This window comes from Stenotrophomonas sp. GD03777, assembly GCF_029842485.1.
In the GTDB taxonomy this organism is placed as follows: Bacteria; Pseudomonadota; Gammaproteobacteria; order Xanthomonadales; family Xanthomonadaceae; genus Stenotrophomonas; species Stenotrophomonas sepilia.
In genome coordinates this window covers 16,072-31,327 of the sequence record NZ_JAOCGL010000044.1, presented here as the reverse complement: position 1 = coordinate 31,327, position 15,256 = coordinate 16,072, and the positions used below count along the sequence as shown (strand labels likewise).

Genomic DNA, 15,256 nt, shown 5'->3' with positions numbered 1-15,256 from the left:
TGCCCGGGCAGCACCAGCACGCGCACGTCATCCACTTCGGCGTCTTCGCGCAGCGCGCGTTCCAGCGCATCCAGCGAGACGCGGCGCTCTTCGATCTTGACGATGCGGTCGGCGCGGCCCAGCAGCCGGAAACGGCCATCGGCCAGGGCTTCCACGCGGTCCTGGGTGCGCCACCAGCCGGGGGTTTCCAGATGCGCCGAGGCCACCGCCAGGCAGCCGTCGTCGATCCGCCACTGCACACCCGGCAGCGGCTGCCACGGCGGCAGGTCGGTGTCCCAGCGGCGCCAGGCGATACCGCCGGTCTCGCTGCTGCCATAGACCTCGGTCGGGGCCACGCCCAACCACTGCCGCACGTGTCGCGCCGCGTCCTCCGGCAGCGGGCCACCGGAGGAGAACACCGCGCGCAGGCGGCCATGCAGGCTGGCCCAGTCGAGCTGCTCGGGCAGGCGCTTGAGATGGGCCGGCGTCGCCACCAGCACCGTGTCGGTACCGGCCAGCGCACCCACCAGGTCTTCGTGGAAGAACCGACGCGGATGGATCAGGCGGCCGGCGGCCAGCGGCCACAGCACGCGGAACAGCAGCCCGTAGATGTGCTGGTGGGACACCGTGCCGTGCACCTCCGCGCCATCCAGCTGCGCACCGAACGCGGCCTGCAGCGCTTCCACCTCGCGCGCCAGCTGGTCCAGGCGCTTGCCGATCGCACTGGGCTGGCCGGTGCTGCCGGAGGTGAACACGCACAGCTCGCAGGCGCGCTCGTCCAGCGCCTGCAGTTCGTCGTCCAGTGTGGCGTCCAGCGCCGCCAGCGGGCGGTAGTCGGCCGGTACGTCGCCCGCGAAACCGCTCACCTGCGGCTGCAGCGCCTGCAGCGTGGCCGGCAGGTTGTCAGCGGCCAGGAACACCCGCTTGCCGGCATGCCAGGCGCCGAACAGCGCCGCAGCGAAGGCCACGGCGTCATCGAAATACAGGGCCCAGTCGCGGCCTTCAGCCGCCGCAAAGGCGGCGCGCCAGCCCCGTACGCGCTGGCGGAAGCAGGCGTGGTCAACCATGTCTCCGTCGCACAGGCCGACGCTGCGCTGCGGCCGCGCCTCCAGCAGCAGCCGGTCCAGGGCAATCCACTCAGCCATGCGCGTGCGCCGCCTTCACCCGCCGCCGCACCAGCCACTCACCTGCGAACAACACGCCCATCATCACGTACGCCAACAATCCGTTGTAGAGCATCCAGACCCGGTCCGACGCGTACAGCGCGGTCAGCAGGGCCAGGCTGCCGTTGAGAACGAAGAAGCCACACCACACCTGGGTGACGCGGCGGGTATAGGCCACCGCGAACGGGGGCAGGTCCGGTTCCTGCAGCCGTGCCAGGCGCTCCACCAACGGCGGCCCGAAGCGCAGGCTGGTGCCGAACACCGCCAGCATCACCGCATTGACCAGCGCCGGGTACAGCTTCAGCGGCAGGGCCTGGTTGAGCACGGTGGCCAGCACCGCCAGCAGGCCGGTGCCGGCGGCGGCGGCCCACCACAACGGCTGGCGCGTGCTCAGCGCACGCAGCAGGGCCAGGGTGAACAGCAGCAGCGACAGCCAGCGCGGCTCGAAGCGGCCCATCGCCAGGTACACCAGCAGCGGGTAGGCAAGCGAAATCGCTGCCACCACGACGGTACGTGCGCGAGCCATGGCGAAGCCGCCGGCGCTGCGGTCAGGCGGCTGCCTGGTCCGGCAGCAGTCCATACACGACATCAACGATGTCCTGCACGGTGCGCACGGCCTTGAACGCTTCCGGCTGCAGGTTGCGGCCGAGCAGTGGCTTGAGCTGCACGATCAGGTCGACCGCATCGATGCTGTCGATGTCCAGGTCGTCGTAGAGCCGGGCCTCGGGGGTGATCCGGGCGGTTTCAATCTCGAAGCTGTCGGTCAGGATGCTGACGATGCGTTCGAACAGTTCATTCTTGGTCATGGCTATTCCTGGCGCCGTTACGACTGGCGGGCGGCGACGAACTCGCCGAGCGCGCGCACGCTGGAGAAATGGCGACGGGTTTCTTCCGAATCGGCCGAGAGGCTGACACCGTACTTCTTCTGCAGCGCCAGGCCCAGCTCCAGCGCGTCGATCGAATCCAGGCCGAGGCCCTCGACGAACAGCGGCGCGGTCGGATCGATGTCCTCCGGCGTGATGTCCTCCAGCGAAAGGGAGGAAATGATCAATTCCTTGATCTCGTGCTCAAGTGCTTGCACGGGGCGGATCTCCAGACAGGTCGAAATAACGAGAAAGGTGCTCGGTGACGCGGCGGGCTGCCAAGGCATCCCCCCTTGGCGAGTCGTCATCGGCCAGGAAGGGCGCGATCGGGATATCTTCGCCGATCTGCAGCCGAACGTGAAAGCGACGTGAGGGGACACGATACCACTTCTGTCCCTTGGTCAACGTGGGCGGGGTGCAGGTGATCCGCACCGGGGTGATGTCCAGCCGGCCACGGACGGCGATGTTGGCGGCCCCGCGCTGCAGCCGCGGCGGCTGGCCCGGCACGCTGCGGGTGCCTTCGGGGAAGATCACCAGGGTGCCGCCGGCGTGCACCGCCGCCACGCAGTCATCGACCAGGCCAGCGCCATCGTCATTGGAGATGTAGCCGGCCGCCCGCACCGGACCGCGCATGAACGGGTTGCAGGCCACGGCCCGTTTCACCACGCAATCGGCGTTGGGCAGCAGCGAGATCAGGCAGACCACGTCGATCAGGGTCGGGTGATTGGCCAGCACCAGCAAACCGTCGCGCTGCAGGCGTTCACCGCCCTCGATCTGGTAGGTCATCACCCCCAGCGCGCGCATCAGGCGCAGATGGCTGGCAAAGGCAACCTGAACCACGCGGCGGGCCCGACGGCGACGGACCACCGGGTCGCGCATCAGCAGCAGCACCGGCATCACCAGCACGCCCAGCAGCAGGCCGCCCATGCCGAATGCGGCAAAGCTCAGGCCGGTGCCGAGCACCCGCCAGGCATGATCGAGACGGCGCAGCGCCTCAGCCACGGCGCCCCCAGCGCCAGCGCTGGCCCTGGGCCACGTGCTCAAGCGCCGGCGCACCGGACAGCAGGAAGCGGTGCAGGTCCAGCGCGTGCGGCAGCGCGCCCGGGGCGGTGGCAGGGGCCTCCGGCGCCGCCTCCCACTGCAGGGAGAGGGTCGGCTGGCCCGGCATCGGCGCCGTCAAACGCCAACACCAGGCAAAGAACGGGTCCGGTTCGTCGGCGAACGTCGAGTAAATCTCGGGAAGGCGCGACTCATACACCACGACCCGCACTTCGCGGGCGCCATCGGCGAGCAGACCGGCCGCTTCCAGGCAGGCGGTCTCGACCGTGGCCTGGCCGGCGGCCAGCGCCAGGTAGTTGCCACGGTGGCCGCGCGCGATCGAGTACAACGCCGCGATCGCGTTGTGCACCGACAGGCCGAACCCCGTCGGTGACAAGGGCTGATCACTGGCCAGCGCCCCCAGCAGCTCCATCGAACGGGCCACGTCGCCGTGGCGGCTGGCGAACACCAGCGGGACCTGGTTGTCCGCCCCCTGCCCATCCTCGCACCAGCAGGCAGCCTGGATCGCCATCCGGCCCAGCCGCTCGATGCGGCGGCGCTGCATTGCCGGGATCTCGGCCAGCGCCGGCGTGTCTTCGCCAACCGGCGGATACGGCGCATCGGCCCAGCCCAGCCACTGGCTACGCTCGCTCAGGCCGGGCGCCCAGGCAGCCCAGTCGACGATGGAGAATTCGATCATTTAGCGAAGGTGCTTCAACGGGAGAACAATAGGCACGAGCCATTACGGCGACGCGCGGCGGCCCCCCATTCCTGCAGCCGTGCGTCCGTCCAGGACGTCGCCGGCCGCCCCCCTGGCTGCCGGAAAGGAGCGCACGCTAGCACGTCCTGCACGGGGTGTGCAGGTTTCACATTCCCCAACACGGGAGCCGGCACCGGCGGCCCCCGCTTCAATCGATCAGTGGTAACCGGTATCGGCGTGCACCTTGCCGCGGAACACCCGGTACGACCACGCCGTGTAGCCGAGGATGACCGGCAGCAGAATGACCAGCCCGACCAGGGTGAAGCCCAGCGAGGAGGCCGGCGCGGCGGCCTGCCACAGGGTCATCGACGGTGGCAGCAGGTAGGGCCACATCCCCAGCACCAGGCCGAGGAAGCCGAGTACGAACAGGGCCAGGCTGAGCAGGAACGGCGGCAGGTCACGGCGCGGGTGGGTGGCACTGCGCCACAGCGCAGCGGCTACCGCCAGGGTCAACAGCGGCACCGGCGACAGCCACCAGAAGTTGCCGTCGCTGAACCAGCGCGCCATCAACCGCGAATCGAGGAACGGCAGCCAGCTGCTGACCAGGCCCATCGCCGCGATCACCGCCACCACCAGCGGCCGGGTCATCTGCCGCGCCAGCGCCTGCACGCGCCCGTCGGTCTTCAGGATCAGCCAGGTGCTGCCCAGCAGCGCATAGCCGGCCACCAGCGCGGCACCGGTCAGCATCGCGAACGGGCTGAACCAGGCGAACGGCCCGCCCTGATAGACACCGTCCACCAGCGGGATGCCCTGCACCAGGGTGCCCAGGATCACGCCCTGGGCGAACGTCGCCAGCAGCGAACCGAGGCCGAACGCCACGCTCCACAGCCGGCGTGACCGATGTGCCTTGAAGCGGAATTCAAAGGCCACGCCACGGAACACCAGCGCCACCACCAGCACCAGCACCGGCAGGTACAGCGCCGACAACAGCACCGCATAGGCCCTGGGGAAGGCCGCCAGCAGGCCGGCACCACCCAGCACCAGCCAGGTCTCGTTGCCGTCCCAGATCGGCGCGGCGGTGTTCATCATCAGGTCCAGCTGCTCCTCGTCCTCGGCGAAGGGGGCGAGGATGCCGATGCCAAGCACGAAGCCGTCCAGCACCACGTACATCAGCACGCCGAAGCCGATCACCGCGAACCACGCCACCGGCAGCCAGGTCATCAGGTCCATGTCAGCGCTCCTCCAGCGGTTCGTCGGCTGCCGACAGCGGGCGCGCCGGGGTGTGGCTGCCGTGGTCCAGCGACGGCCCTTCGGCGTAGGGCTGCGGTCCGTGGCGCAGGATCTTCACCAGGTACCAGATGCCCCAGCCGAACACGAAGGCATAGCCAACCACGTAGACACCCAGCGACAGCGCGGTCATCCACGCGCTCTGCGGGCCGACCGCATCGGCGGTGCGCAGCAGGCCATACACCACCCATGGCTGGCGCCCCATCTCGGTGACGAACCACCCCGACAGCAGCGCGATGAAACCGCTGGGCAGCATCCAGTTCCAGCCGCGAAGCAGCCATGGCGAATCGAGCAGCTTGTTGCGCCACAGCTGGAAGGCCGACACCCAGGCCAGCAGCAGCATCAGCGTGCCCAGCCCGACCATGATGCGGAAGGCAAAGAACACCGGCGTCACCGGCGGCCGCTCGCTGGCCGGTACCGCGGTCAGCGGGTCGAAGGTGCCGTCCAGGCTGTGTGTCAGGATCACGCTGCCCAGCTTCGGGATGGCCACTTCGAAATCGTTGCGCTCCTCCTTCTCGTTGGGCAGCGCGAATACCACCAGCGGTACGCCCTCGCCTTCCCGGGTCTCATGCCAATGCGCTTCCACCGCCGCGATCTTCATCGGCTGGTGCTTGAGCGTGTTCAGGCCATGCATGTCGCCGACGAAGATCTGCACCGGCACGGTCAGCGCGGCGAATGCCACAGCGGCGATCAGCATGCGCCGGCCCGCTTCCACGTGCGTGCCCCTGCGCAGGTACCACGCACCCACGCCACCAATCACGAAACAGGTGGTGATGAACGAGCCCAGCGCCATGTGCGCGAGGCGGTAGGGGAACGAGGGATTGAACACCACCTGCCACCAGTCCACCGGATGCACGATGCCGTTGACCATCTCGTAGCCGGCCGGCGTGTGCAGCCAGCTGTTGGACGACAGGATCCAGAACGTGGAGAACAGCGTGCCCAGCGCAACCATGCAGGTGGACAGGAAATGCAGGCGCGGCGAGACCCGGCCCCAGCCGAACATCATCACGCCGAGGAAGCTGGCTTCGAGGAAGAACGCGGTCAGCACCTCGTAGGTCAGCAGCGGGCCGATGACCGTGCCGGCCACCTCGCTCAGCCGCGGCCAGTTGGTGCCGAACTGGAACGCCATGACGATGCCGCTGACCACGCCCATGCCGAACGACACCGCGAAGATCTTCTGCCAGAAGAAATACAGCTCGCGCCACACCGGCAACTTCGTGCGCAGCCAGCGCCATTCGATGAAGGCCAGCCAGCTGGCCGTGCCGATGGTGAAGGCGGGGAACAGCACGTGGAAACTGATGACGAATCCGAACTGGATCCGGGACAACAACAACGCGTCCAAGGGACGTCTCCTGCCTGCGACCGGTGGGATACCGGACCACTTTAGGAGGATTTCGTTAAGACGGGATGCGACCGGGTGACGCGCTGCTTCACTTTGTCGCAGGGGTCAACCGTTCTGGTAGCTGCCAACCCTGGTTGGCACACACGCCCAAGCGCCGACCAAGGTCGGCATCTACCCACCGCGATTGGAGCGGCCCCTTGCCCGGCGGGTGCCTCAGTGCCAGAAATACCAGGCCGCCGCAGCCAGCAGGGCGCCAAACAACACCACCTGCACCACCACATAACCCACGCCACCGTCGCGCGACTCAGCGGCAATGCGCTTCTGCAGCGCCTCGCTCACATCCGGCGTGTCTTCCTGCTGCGCCTGCTCACGCAACGCCTGTGCCAGCGCGCGCGCTTCCGCATCGCGAGGGTCGGTCGGTGGGTTCACAGCAGCTCTCCGGCGGTGGCATGCCGCGTCAGTTCCTGCTTCAGGGTCTGGCGCGCGCGGTGCAGGTGGCTCTTGATGGTACCGCGCGCCAGCCCGGTCACCTGTTCGATCTCGGCCAGATCGAAATCCTCCAGGTAATGCAGGCCGACGATCAGGCGCTGCGGCGGACTCAGCCGTTCCAGTGCCGCGCTGAGCTGGCGCCCGGCCTGTAGCGCCTCGCTCAACTCGGCCGGCCCGGGGCCTTCATCGCCGATGCCCAGTTCCTCCGGCGCCTCCACCGCCACCATCCACTGCGCCTCCAGTCGCCGCCGGCGCAGGTGCTGCAACGCCGTGGTGTAGGCCACCCTTGAGACCCAGGTGCGCAGCGAGGATTCAAAGCGGAACCGGTGCAGCTGGCGGAATACCGCCAGGAAGGTTTCCTGCAGCAGGTCGGCCACCTGGTCGCGGTCGCCGACCATCCGCCCGATCAGATGCGCGCAGGTACGTTGATGGGCCTGCACCAGCTGCGCGAACGCCGGTTGCGAGCCGTCGATGATGGCGATGACCAGGGCGCGGTCGTCGCCCGCGTCCAGCGAGGGCTCAACGCGGACATCGCGGCGGCGTCCCCGCCATGCAGCCAATGCTCCGCCCAGCAGGCTCATGCGCGGGGCGCCCCCTGTGCCCGTGGCATGCCTGCCTCAGCCCTTGCGCGCGGCAGGCCGGGTGAAGTGCCAGGCCAGCAGCTGGCCGAGGCCGGCACTGCCGACCAGCGCGGCAGCGGCACCAAAGGTCAGGTCGCGGGCCCCGATGGCTTCCAGCAGGGCCATGGCCAGGGCCAGGCAGACCAGGCTGATGCCCCAGCGCAACGCACCCTGGCGGCGGCGCTCTTCTTCCAGCACGGCCAGCGAGCGGATCACTTCCTCCGGTACGTGCGGGGCCACCAGCTTGCTGCGCGCGCGCGCATCGGCAATGGCATGGATCGCGTAGGCGATGCAGATGAAGAGGGTGATCGGGATCAGTTCCTGCATGGTCGGGCTCCTGTTCGATGGATGATGCGGGTTCAGGAGAATGGATGCGCGACCACGGCAACCGGTTGCACTAGCTGTCCGCCGACGTTTCGCTGGCGCCGGTCGTGTCCGCCGGGTCGGGGAAATAGGTCTCCACCTGAAAATCCAGCTGCAGGTCCGCCATCAGCCGCAGCAACTGCGGATCCAGCTCGAAACCCGCCCATGCCGTCTTTCCAAAGATGCCAACACGCAGGCCGATCCCGGCCCCCTCCTGCAGCAGTTCCCTGATCACGTCGGCGCGTGCCCGCAGGAGATCGATCAACGCCGGCCAGGCATCCATCAGCCAACCGTCCTTTCCCCTCTGCAGTACGAACACCACGCGGGTCGCCGCATGAACCCGGATCAAGGTACCGTCGCGATCCCGATATCCGGTCCCGACATCACGGGAAAACGCCGGTTCCAGATCCAGCCGGGCGGCAATTCCGGCGCCGGCCTCTGTCGGGTGCTGCACCCCCAGAGAGATCCTGTAGTCGTAGCAGTACATATCGGTTCCATCCGAACGGAATGACCATCATGCCGCACACGCCGTCGCAGCGACCCGGGCGGTGCCGTTTTGCCGATTCCGCTGCCATGACCTGTGGCCCCCTCCCCCGGCCCGGACGGCTGCTACCCTTGCCCGGTTTCCTCTTCTGGTGCCGTCCGCCCATGTCCCGAGTGCTGCCCCTGTCCCTCCTGCTGTCGGCCGTGCTGGCCGCACCGGCCGCGCATGCCGCGCCGACGTCGATCACCATCGAACAGGCCATGGCCGACCCGGACTGGATCGGTCCGCCGGTCGAGAAGGCCTGGTGGTCGTGGAACAGCCAGCAGGTGGAATACCAGCTCAAGCGCAACGGCAGCCCGGTGCGCGACACCTTCCGCCAGCCGGTGGCCGGCGGCGTGGCCGCGCAGGTGGCCGATGACCAGCGCGGTACCCTGGACGTCGCCGATCCGGTCTACGACCGCAGCCGCAGCCGCAGCGCCTTCGTGCGCAATGGCGATGTGTTCGTGCGCGACCTGCGCAGTGGCGCGCTGACCCAGCTGACCCGCAGCAACGAGCGCGCGGGCAATGTGAACTTCGCGGCCGACAACGGCGTGATCTGGCGCGTCGGCCAGAACTGGTTCCACTGGACCGCCGCCAGCGGCGTGCAGCAGGTGGCCAGCCTGAAGGCCGAGAAGGACCCGCGCACGCCGCCGAAGGCCGACGTGCTCCGCGACCAGCAGCTGCGCACGCTGGAAACCCTGCGCCGCGACCGCGAGCAGCGCGAGGCATTGAAGGACCAGGACCAGCGCTGGCGCCAGGCGGATCCGACCCGCGCACCGGGCCCGGTCTACCTGGGCGCCGACGTCGAGATCGGTGACAGCGTGCTGTCGCCGGACCTGACCCACCTGATCGTGGTGACCAAGCCGAAGGACTTCGACGACGGCCGCACCAGCAAGATGCCGCTGTACGTGACCGAGTCGGGCTACGAGGAAACCGAGGACACCCGCACCCGCGTCGGCCGCAACGGCTTCGAGCCACACACCCTGTGGTACGTGGACGTGCGCACCGGCAAGGCCGAGAAAGTCTCGCTGTCCGGCCTGCCGGGCATCAGCACCGACCCGCTGGCCGAACTGCGCCGCAAGGCCGGCAAGGATGCACTGAAGGGCGAGCGCAGCGTGCAGGTGATGAGCGACTTCATGGGCGGCGGCATCCGCTGGAGCGCCGACGGCCAGCAGGCCGCGGTGATGCTGCGTGCCAACGACAACAAGGACCGCTGGATCATCAGCGTCAACGCCGCCGACGGCCGCGTTCAGAACCGCCACCGCCTGACCGACAACGCCTGGATCAACTGGGGCTTCAACGATTTCGGCTGGATGGCCGATGGCCGCACGCTGTGGCTGTTGTCCGAGGAATCGGGCTTCTCGCACCTGTACACCCAGGCCGGCACCGCCAAGCCGCAGGCGCTGACCAGCGGCAAGTGGGAAACCTCGGCACCGGTGCCGTCGGCCGATGGCAAGGGCTTCTACTTCCTTTGCAACCAGCAGGCGCCGCATGATTACGAAGTCTGCGCGGTCGACACCGGCAACCGCCAGGTGCGCGAGCTGACCAGCCTCAACGGCGTGGAGGATTTCTCGCTGTCGCCGGACGGCCAGCAGCTGCTGGTGCGTTACTCCGGCGCCTACCTGCCGCCGCAGTTGGCGGTGCTGCCCAGTGCCGGTGGCCAGGCGCGCGTGCTGACCGACACCCGCACCGCCGACTACAAGGCACGCCAGTGGATCCAGCCGAAGCTGGTGGCAGTGCCGTCCAAGCATGGTGCCGGCGTGGTCTGGGCCAAGTACTACGAACCGGAGAACAAGGAACCGGGCCGCAAGTACCCGATCGTGATGTTCGTGCACGGCGCCGGCTACCTGCAGAACGTGCACCAGCGCTACCCGGCCTATTTCCGCGAGCAGATGTTCCACAACCTGCTGGTGCAGAAGGGCTACATCGTGCTGGACATGGACTACCGCGGCAGCGAGGGCTACGGCCGCGACTGGCGCACGGCGATCTACCGCAACATGGGCCACCCTGAACTGGAAGACTACAAGGACGGCCTGGACTGGCTGGTCGACACCCAGCAGGGTGACCGCGACCACGCCGGCATCTACGGCGGTTCCTATGGCGGCTTCATGACCTTCATGGCGCTGTTCCGTGCGCCGGGCACCTTCAAGGCCGGCGCCGCGCTGCGCCCGGTGGTGGACTGGCACAACTACAACCACGGCTACACCAGCAACATCCTCAACACCCCGGACATCGACCCGGAGGCGTACCGCGTGTCCTCGCCGATCGAGTACGCGCAGAACCTGCAGGACAACCTGCTGATCGCCCACGGCATGATGGATGACAACGTGTTCTTCCAGGACTCGGTGAACCTCACCCAGCGCCTGATCGAACTGCACAAGGACAACTGGTCGATCGCCCCGTACCCGCTGGAACGCCACGGCTATGTGCGTGCCGATTCCTGGCTGGACCAGTACAAGCGCATCCTCAAGCTGTTCGAGCAGAACCTGAAGTGAGCAATGCCGCAGCCACGATCCGGATCGTGGCTGCGGTCATCCTGGATGACCGCGGCCGGGCGCTGGTGGTGCGCAAGCAGGGTGCGCGCCGCTTCATCCAGCCCGGTGGCAAGCCCGAACCCGGCGAGGCGCCCCTGCAGGCGCTGGCCCGCGAGCTGGACGAGGAACTGGGCGTGCAGCTGCGCGCCGATGCCGCCATCGCGCTGGGCACGTTCGAGGACTGGGCTGTGAACGAGCCCGGCCACCGCGTGCAGGCACAGGCGTGGTGGGTGCAGGTGGACGGTGCGCCGCAGGCGCGCGCCGAAATTGCCGAACTGGCCTGGGTGCCGCTGCAACCGCCGCATGGCCTGCCCTTGGCACCCTTGAGCGAACACCATATCCTGCCGGCCGTCGCCACCCGGGCGACGGCCCGCTGAGCAGGCGGGCGCCGACTGCAAGGACATCGGATGTCAATGTCGATCCCGTCGATCCCCTCGCCGCTTTCCCCGGCGTATCACGCCTGGGTGCGCCCGGTCGCACAGGCTTCGTTCTGGCTGTCACTGCTGCTGACGATCTACTTCGTGCTGCAGGGACTGGTGCTGTGGCCGCTGCAGAACCTCAGGCTGTGGCGCCTGGTGGAAAGCGAAGTGCAGCAACAGCAGCTGCACAGCCTGGTCTGGCTGCTGGCGCACCCGGTGGCCGCGTCAATGGTCGTCGCGCTGTTGTGCCTGGCCTCGACCGTGTCCAGCTGGGGCCTGCTGCGTGAACGTCGCTGGGGCCTGTGGAGCTTCGTGATACTGCTGCTGCTGAGTGCCCTGACCAACTTCGCAGCCGCCTGGTGGCTGGACCTGTTCATGGGCGACTTCATTCCGCTGCTGGCCGATGACCCGGCCCTGCTGCAGGAGCTGCAGCTGAAACGCTGGCTGATCACGCTGACCGTGGTCGGCATGTCGTTCGTGCTTCTCGGCCTGCAGGGCTGGCTGGCCTGGCGACTGCTGCGCCCCGACGTGCGCGCGCGCTTCCACTGAGTTCTGCCGGGCGTGGGCCAGGGCCTCCGGCAGCACCCGGCGTTTGCCTTTGATCGCCAAGGAGATGACATGCTCTCACGCGCACCGTACCGCCACTGGCTGGCCTGGGCGTTGCTGCTGGCCACGCCGGTGGCCGCGGCACAGTCACCGCAATGCGGCCTGTTCGAGGCCGAGGAAGGCAGCAGCACGCTGCGTGTCAGCTCATCCAACCGCGGCGAGCAGAAGCACTTCGGCAGCGCACCGACGCCGGTCGCGTTCCAGCAGATCGACGGAAAGCTGCAGCTGGTGAACCTGGAGTACGGCCTGCCCAGCGTGCTGCAAGTGCGCGATCGGGGCCGCACGGTCGAGGTGGATGGCACGGTCTACACCCTGCAGGCCCCCGCACAATGCGCCGCAGCCGCCACCCCGGCTGAAGGCAGCTGCCTGGCCGATGCGGCGGCGTGCCTGGACAACCGTCGCGAAGCGACCCCGACCGTGCTGGCAGCGGCTTGCCGGGAGGGCGTGCCCGGCATGTGCCTGCAGCTGGCCGATCGCTGGCATGACGAGGCCAGGGCGCCGGCCACGCCGGATGAGGCGCAGCAACAGGCCATCCTCGATACCGCACTGGCCGGCATCGAACTGCCTGTGCCGTGCCGGAATGGCGGCTTCAGCAACGAGACACCGGCCTGTGCAGCGGCGCTGGAAGCGGATCCGGCGCTGCAGGAGCAGATCGTCAAGGCCGCGATGGGTGCGGCGATGGTTGAAGCGGTGAGCTCCGTGCTGTCACCCTCCACGCCGGTGGTGGTGCCGGCCGCGCAGCGCCAGCAGCTGTTGCACTTGTGCCAGCAGGTCGGCCATGGCGGCTTCTGCAGCCGCGTGGCCGAGCTCTCGTGGGAATCCGGCGACCCCTTGCAGGCGGTGCAGGCACTGGCCACAGCGTGCGCGCCCGGCAAGGACAGCGCCGCCTGTGAGCGCCTGCCTGCGTTGCGGGCGCTGGGCGCCTCGTTGCGGCCGCAGCCGGCTACGGCGCTGCCCTGCGGTACCTTCCGCGCCGCAGGTGGCCTGATGGATACGCTGGACTTCGGCGATGCAGGACGGGTCGGCATCGGCTGGGACAGCCAGCTGCGTGCCCGTGTCGAAGAGGGCGACATCCGCATCCGCCACGACAAAGGCGGCGACTTCGTGCTGCGGCCGTTGCCCGGGGGCCAGCTGCTGGGCCTGGACACGTGGACACGCTTCCAGGTGTTCGTGCCGACCGGCGAGGGCGCGAGCACCTGCAGCCCGCCGAAACACTACACGGTGCTGCCGCTGCCGCAGGACTGCCCACTGGCGCTGGCCAACGAGGACGGCGCCGACGCCTGCTGTGCGCAGGGCAAGCTGCAGGGCTGCAACATACTCGGCAACCGGCTGGCGCTGTCCGGGCACTGGCTGCAGGCCGCAGAGCACTACACCACGGTCTGCCGCGCCGGCGTCCGCGAAGGGTGCGAGAACCTGGTCACCGCGCAGGGCAATGGGGCGGACGTGGATGCACGCGCCATCCTGGGGCAACTGTGCGAGGCCGACCGCAGCGGCCTGCATGTGGCCTGCGATGTGCTCGGAACCCAGAACTGGGAGCTGATCACGCTGGGCGGTGCCCTGCAGAAGGCGGTTGATGAAGCGGCCGTGGACGACGCTCCGGCGCCGCGCACTACCAACCGCAAGCGCTGAGCCTGCCAAGGCCTGTCCGCGGCGTTGGCCGGGCCCTGCGGTAAAGTACGCGCCATGAACGAATTCGAGCGCGTTCGCGCCTACCTCACCGAGCTGCAGGACCGCATCTGTGCGGCGATCGAGGCCGTCGATGGCCGGGCCCGCTTCCAGGAAGACCTGTGGCAGCGTGCCGAGGGCGGTGGCGGGCGTACCCGCGTGCTGCGCGACGGTGCGGTGTTCGAGCAGGCCGGCATCGGCTTCTCCGACGTGGCTGGCAGCCGCCTGCCACCGTCAGCCTCGGCCAACCGCCCGGAACTGGCGGGCGCCTCCTGGCGCGCCACCGGCGTGTCGCTGGTGTTCCACCCGCTCAACCCGTACGTGCCGACCACCCATGCCAACGTGCGCTTCTTCCAGGCGCAGCGCGACGGCGAAGTGGTGGCCAGCTGGTTCGGCGGCGGCTTCGACCTGACCCCGTTCTACCCGTTCGACGAGGACGTGCAGCATTGGCACCGGGTCGCACGGGACCTGTGCACGCCGTTCGGCGAAGAACGCTATGCCGCGCACAAGCGCTGGTGCGACGAATACTTCTTCCTGCGCCACCGCAATGAAACGCGCGGCGTCGGCGGCCTGTTCTTCGATGACCTGCACGGCGACTTCGAGCGCGATTTCGCTTATCTGCGTGCGGTCGGCGATGGCTTCCTCGATGCGTACCTGCCGATCGTGCAGCAGCGCAAGGACGCCCTCTACGGCGAGCGCGAACGCGAGTTCCAGCTGTACCGCCGCGGCCGCTACGTGGAATTCAACCTGGTCTACGACCGCGGTACCCTGTTCGGGCTGCAGAGCGGTGGCCGCAGCGAAAGCATCCTGATGAGCCTGCCACCGCGGGTGCGCTGGGAATACGGCTTCTCGCCCGAACCGGGCAGCCCCGAATCGCGCCTGGCAGACTATCTGGTGCCGCGCGACTGGCTCTGAGGGGTGCCGTCGCGCGGGGCGTGGGCTCGGCGCTGGTCAGCTGCCCTTCCGCGCGATGATGGTGATGTGCCCGGTGGTCTCCAGCAGGGCAATCTGCACGTCTTCAATCTGCAGCCCGTCCTGCTGGCGCAGCGCGGCATCGAAGTCGGCGCGGCTGATCAGCTCGCGGCGAAGTACCGCCTCGAACAGGCGACCATCGCGCGCGATTACGGTGGGTTCTCCTTCGATCAACCGCTCCATCCGCCGGTTCCGGGTGGTCAGCCAGCCCACCCCGTAGTTCAGCAGGATCAGGGTCGCCGCCAGCAGCAGGCCGCCGCCCAGCGAGGTGTCAGCGCCCAGCAGCGCGTTCTGCACCGCGTTGCCCAGCAGCACGATCAGCAGCACGTCGAAGGGCGTGATCTGCCCCAGGGCCCGCTTGCCGCCCAGCCGGACCATGCCCAGCACCACGACATACACCACCACCGCGCGCAGGATGAATTCCCACCACGGCATGGCCAGGGCGAACAGGTCGGGCATGGTCTTCCCCTGCGGAACGGTGGCCCAGCCTAGCACCTGGGGTCAGATCCCTTTGCCCGGCGGGTAAAGGGATCTGACCCCCAGTGTGTTCCGTACGCGCAAATAAAAAGCCCCGCTGACCAGGGGGAGGTCAACGGGGCCGGGGAACGGGCACTTGGGGAGGAGTCCCCGTTCCGAGATCTGCTCCAGGGGATGGGAGAGATCCACAACAGGCATTGCGCCTGTCGGGAGTTA

General features: G+C 68.4%; 18 protein-coding genes. 5 read left to right on the top strand and 13 right to left on the bottom strand.

Annotation, left to right across the window (positions count from 1 at the left end; all coding sequences use genetic code 11):
• The 12 genes from N5E02_RS11440 to N5E02_RS11385 all read right to left on the bottom strand — a co-directional run.
• Positions 1 to 1,124 (bottom strand): AMP-binding protein (locus N5E02_RS11440; protein ID WP_279946276.1); only part of this gene is annotated, 1,124 nt, incomplete at its 3' end.
• The gene (locus N5E02_RS11435) at positions 1,117 to 1,668 is read right to left on the bottom strand and encodes a membrane protein (RefSeq protein WP_032954654.1); all 552 of its coding nucleotides are present in this window, start codon (positions 1,666 to 1,668) and stop codon (positions 1,117 to 1,119) included. The genes N5E02_RS11435 and N5E02_RS11440, both read right to left, overlap by 8 nt.
• Before the next feature lie 22 nt (positions 1,669 to 1,690).
• Entirely contained in the window at positions 1,691 to 1,948 is a 258-nt protein-coding gene (locus tag N5E02_RS11430; RefSeq protein WP_005420312.1) for an acyl carrier protein, read from the bottom strand.
• A gap of 17 nt (positions 1,949 to 1,965) precedes the next feature.
• Complete coding sequence (locus tag N5E02_RS11425; protein ID WP_005411610.1) at positions 1,966 to 2,223, bottom strand: phosphopantetheine-binding protein; 258 nt, start codon at positions 2,221 to 2,223, stop codon at positions 1,966 to 1,968.
• Positions 2,210 to 3,007, bottom strand: coding sequence for a lysophospholipid acyltransferase family protein (locus N5E02_RS11420; RefSeq protein WP_005420313.1), 798 nt, complete (start codon positions 3,005 to 3,007; stop codon positions 2,210 to 2,212). The genes N5E02_RS11425 and N5E02_RS11420 overlap by 14 nt, the downstream gene beginning before the upstream one ends.
• Positions 3,000 to 3,743, bottom strand: a complete 744-nt coding sequence (locus N5E02_RS11415; protein ID WP_053498347.1) for a beta-ketoacyl synthase chain length factor — start codon at positions 3,741 to 3,743, stop codon at positions 3,000 to 3,002. Before N5E02_RS11415 ends, N5E02_RS11420 begins: the two co-directional genes overlap by 8 nt.
• A 216-nt stretch (positions 3,744 to 3,959) precedes the next feature.
• On the bottom strand, positions 3,960 to 4,973 hold the full coding sequence (gene cydB, locus N5E02_RS11410; protein ID WP_005420317.1) for a cytochrome d ubiquinol oxidase subunit II: 1,014 nt from the start codon (positions 4,971 to 4,973) through the stop codon (positions 3,960 to 3,962).
• A gap of 1 nt (position 4,974) precedes the next feature.
• On the bottom strand, positions 4,975 to 6,372 hold the full coding sequence (locus N5E02_RS11405) for a cytochrome ubiquinol oxidase subunit I (protein WP_005420319.1): 1,398 nt from the start codon (positions 6,370 to 6,372) through the stop codon (positions 4,975 to 4,977).
• Between the two features lie 213 nt (positions 6,373 to 6,585).
• On the bottom strand, positions 6,586 to 6,801 hold the full coding sequence (locus N5E02_RS11400; RefSeq protein WP_005420321.1) for a hypothetical protein: 216 nt from the start codon (positions 6,799 to 6,801) through the stop codon (positions 6,586 to 6,588).
• Positions 6,798 to 7,442 carry a sigma-70 family RNA polymerase sigma factor gene (locus N5E02_RS11395; RefSeq protein WP_005420322.1) on the bottom strand — a complete coding sequence of 215 codons (645 nt, stop codon included), beginning with the start codon at positions 7,440 to 7,442 and terminating at the stop codon, positions 6,798 to 6,800. The genes N5E02_RS11400 and N5E02_RS11395 overlap by 4 nt, the downstream gene beginning before the upstream one ends.
• A 36-nt stretch (positions 7,443 to 7,478) precedes the next feature.
• The gene (locus N5E02_RS11390; RefSeq protein ID WP_005414880.1) at positions 7,479 to 7,808 is read right to left on the bottom strand and encodes a hypothetical protein; all 330 of its coding nucleotides are present in this window, start codon (positions 7,806 to 7,808) and stop codon (positions 7,479 to 7,481) included.
• 70 nt (positions 7,809 to 7,878) lie between these two features.
• The gene (locus N5E02_RS11385; protein ID WP_053498339.1) at positions 7,879 to 8,331 is read right to left on the bottom strand and encodes a hypothetical protein; all 453 of its coding nucleotides are present in this window, start codon (positions 8,329 to 8,331) and stop codon (positions 7,879 to 7,881) included.
• A 161-nt stretch (positions 8,332 to 8,492) separates the two neighbouring features.
• Here N5E02_RS11385 and N5E02_RS11380 point away from each other — a divergent pair, with 161 nt between their 5' ends.
• The 5 genes from N5E02_RS11380 (at position 8,493) to hemF (ending at position 14,506) form a co-directional block, all read left to right on the top strand.
• Positions 8,493 to 10,862: a S9 family peptidase gene (locus tag N5E02_RS11380; protein WP_279946275.1), complete on the top strand. Its 2,370-nt coding sequence runs from the start codon at positions 8,493 to 8,495 to the stop codon at positions 10,860 to 10,862.
• A complete protein-coding gene (locus tag N5E02_RS11375; protein ID WP_005420325.1) occupies positions 10,859 to 11,278 on the top strand; it encodes an NUDIX domain-containing protein in 420 nt (139 codons plus the stop codon). Before N5E02_RS11380 ends, N5E02_RS11375 begins: the two co-directional genes overlap by 4 nt.
• A gap of 30 nt (positions 11,279 to 11,308) precedes the next feature.
• Positions 11,309 to 11,869, top strand: a complete 561-nt coding sequence (locus N5E02_RS11370) for a hypothetical protein (protein WP_279946274.1) — start codon at positions 11,309 to 11,311, stop codon at positions 11,867 to 11,869.
• 69 nt (positions 11,870 to 11,938) lie between these two features.
• Positions 11,939 to 13,555: a hypothetical protein gene (locus N5E02_RS11365; protein ID WP_279946273.1), complete on the top strand. Its 1,617-nt coding sequence runs from the start codon at positions 11,939 to 11,941 to the stop codon at positions 13,553 to 13,555.
• A 54-nt stretch (positions 13,556 to 13,609) separates the two neighbouring features.
• A complete protein-coding gene (gene hemF / locus N5E02_RS11360; RefSeq protein WP_069138869.1) occupies positions 13,610 to 14,506 on the top strand; it encodes an oxygen-dependent coproporphyrinogen oxidase in 897 nt (298 codons plus the stop codon).
• 36 nt (positions 14,507 to 14,542) lie between these two features.
• On the opposite strand, the gene N5E02_RS11355 is transcribed toward hemF, so the two are convergent.
• Complete coding sequence (locus tag N5E02_RS11355; protein ID WP_279946272.1) at positions 14,543 to 15,022, bottom strand: YetF domain-containing protein; 480 nt, start codon at positions 15,020 to 15,022, stop codon at positions 14,543 to 14,545.
• Between the last annotated feature and the right edge of the window lie 234 nt (positions 15,023 to 15,256).

Coding starts and splice junctions, on each gene's coding strand:
- N5E02_RS11395 (WP_005420322.1), bottom strand. CDS start 7,442: ATGAGCCTGCTGGGCGGAGCATTGGCTGCATGGCGGGGACGCCGCCGC.
- N5E02_RS11365 (WP_279946273.1), top strand. CDS start 11,939: ATGCTCTCACGCGCACCGTACCGCCACTGGCTGGCCTGGGCGTTGCTG.
- N5E02_RS11370 (WP_279946274.1), top strand. CDS start 11,309: ATGTCAATGTCGATCCCGTCGATCCCCTCGCCGCTTTCCCCGGCGTAT.
- N5E02_RS11430 (WP_005420312.1), bottom strand. CDS start 1,948: ATGACCAAGAATGAACTGTTCGAACGCATCGTCAGCATCCTGACCGAC.
- N5E02_RS11415 (WP_053498347.1), bottom strand. CDS start 3,743: ATGATCGAATTCTCCATCGTCGACTGGGCTGCCTGGGCGCCCGGCCTG.
- cydB (WP_005420317.1), bottom strand. CDS start 4,973: ATGGACCTGATGACCTGGCTGCCGGTGGCGTGGTTCGCGGTGATCGGC.
- N5E02_RS11355 (WP_279946272.1), bottom strand. CDS start 15,022: ATGCCCGACCTGTTCGCCCTGGCCATGCCGTGGTGGGAATTCATCCTG.
- N5E02_RS11385 (WP_053498339.1), bottom strand. CDS start 8,331: ATGTACTGCTACGACTACAGGATCTCTCTGGGGGTGCAGCACCCGACA.
- N5E02_RS11435 (WP_032954654.1), bottom strand. CDS start 1,668: ATGGCTCGCGCACGTACCGTCGTGGTGGCAGCGATTTCGCTTGCCTAC.
- N5E02_RS11390 (WP_005414880.1), bottom strand. CDS start 7,808: ATGCAGGAACTGATCCCGATCACCCTCTTCATCTGCATCGCCTACGCG.
- N5E02_RS11380 (WP_279946275.1), top strand. CDS start 8,493: ATGTCCCGAGTGCTGCCCCTGTCCCTCCTGCTGTCGGCCGTGCTGGCC.
- hemF (WP_069138869.1), top strand. CDS start 13,610: ATGAACGAATTCGAGCGCGTTCGCGCCTACCTCACCGAGCTGCAGGAC.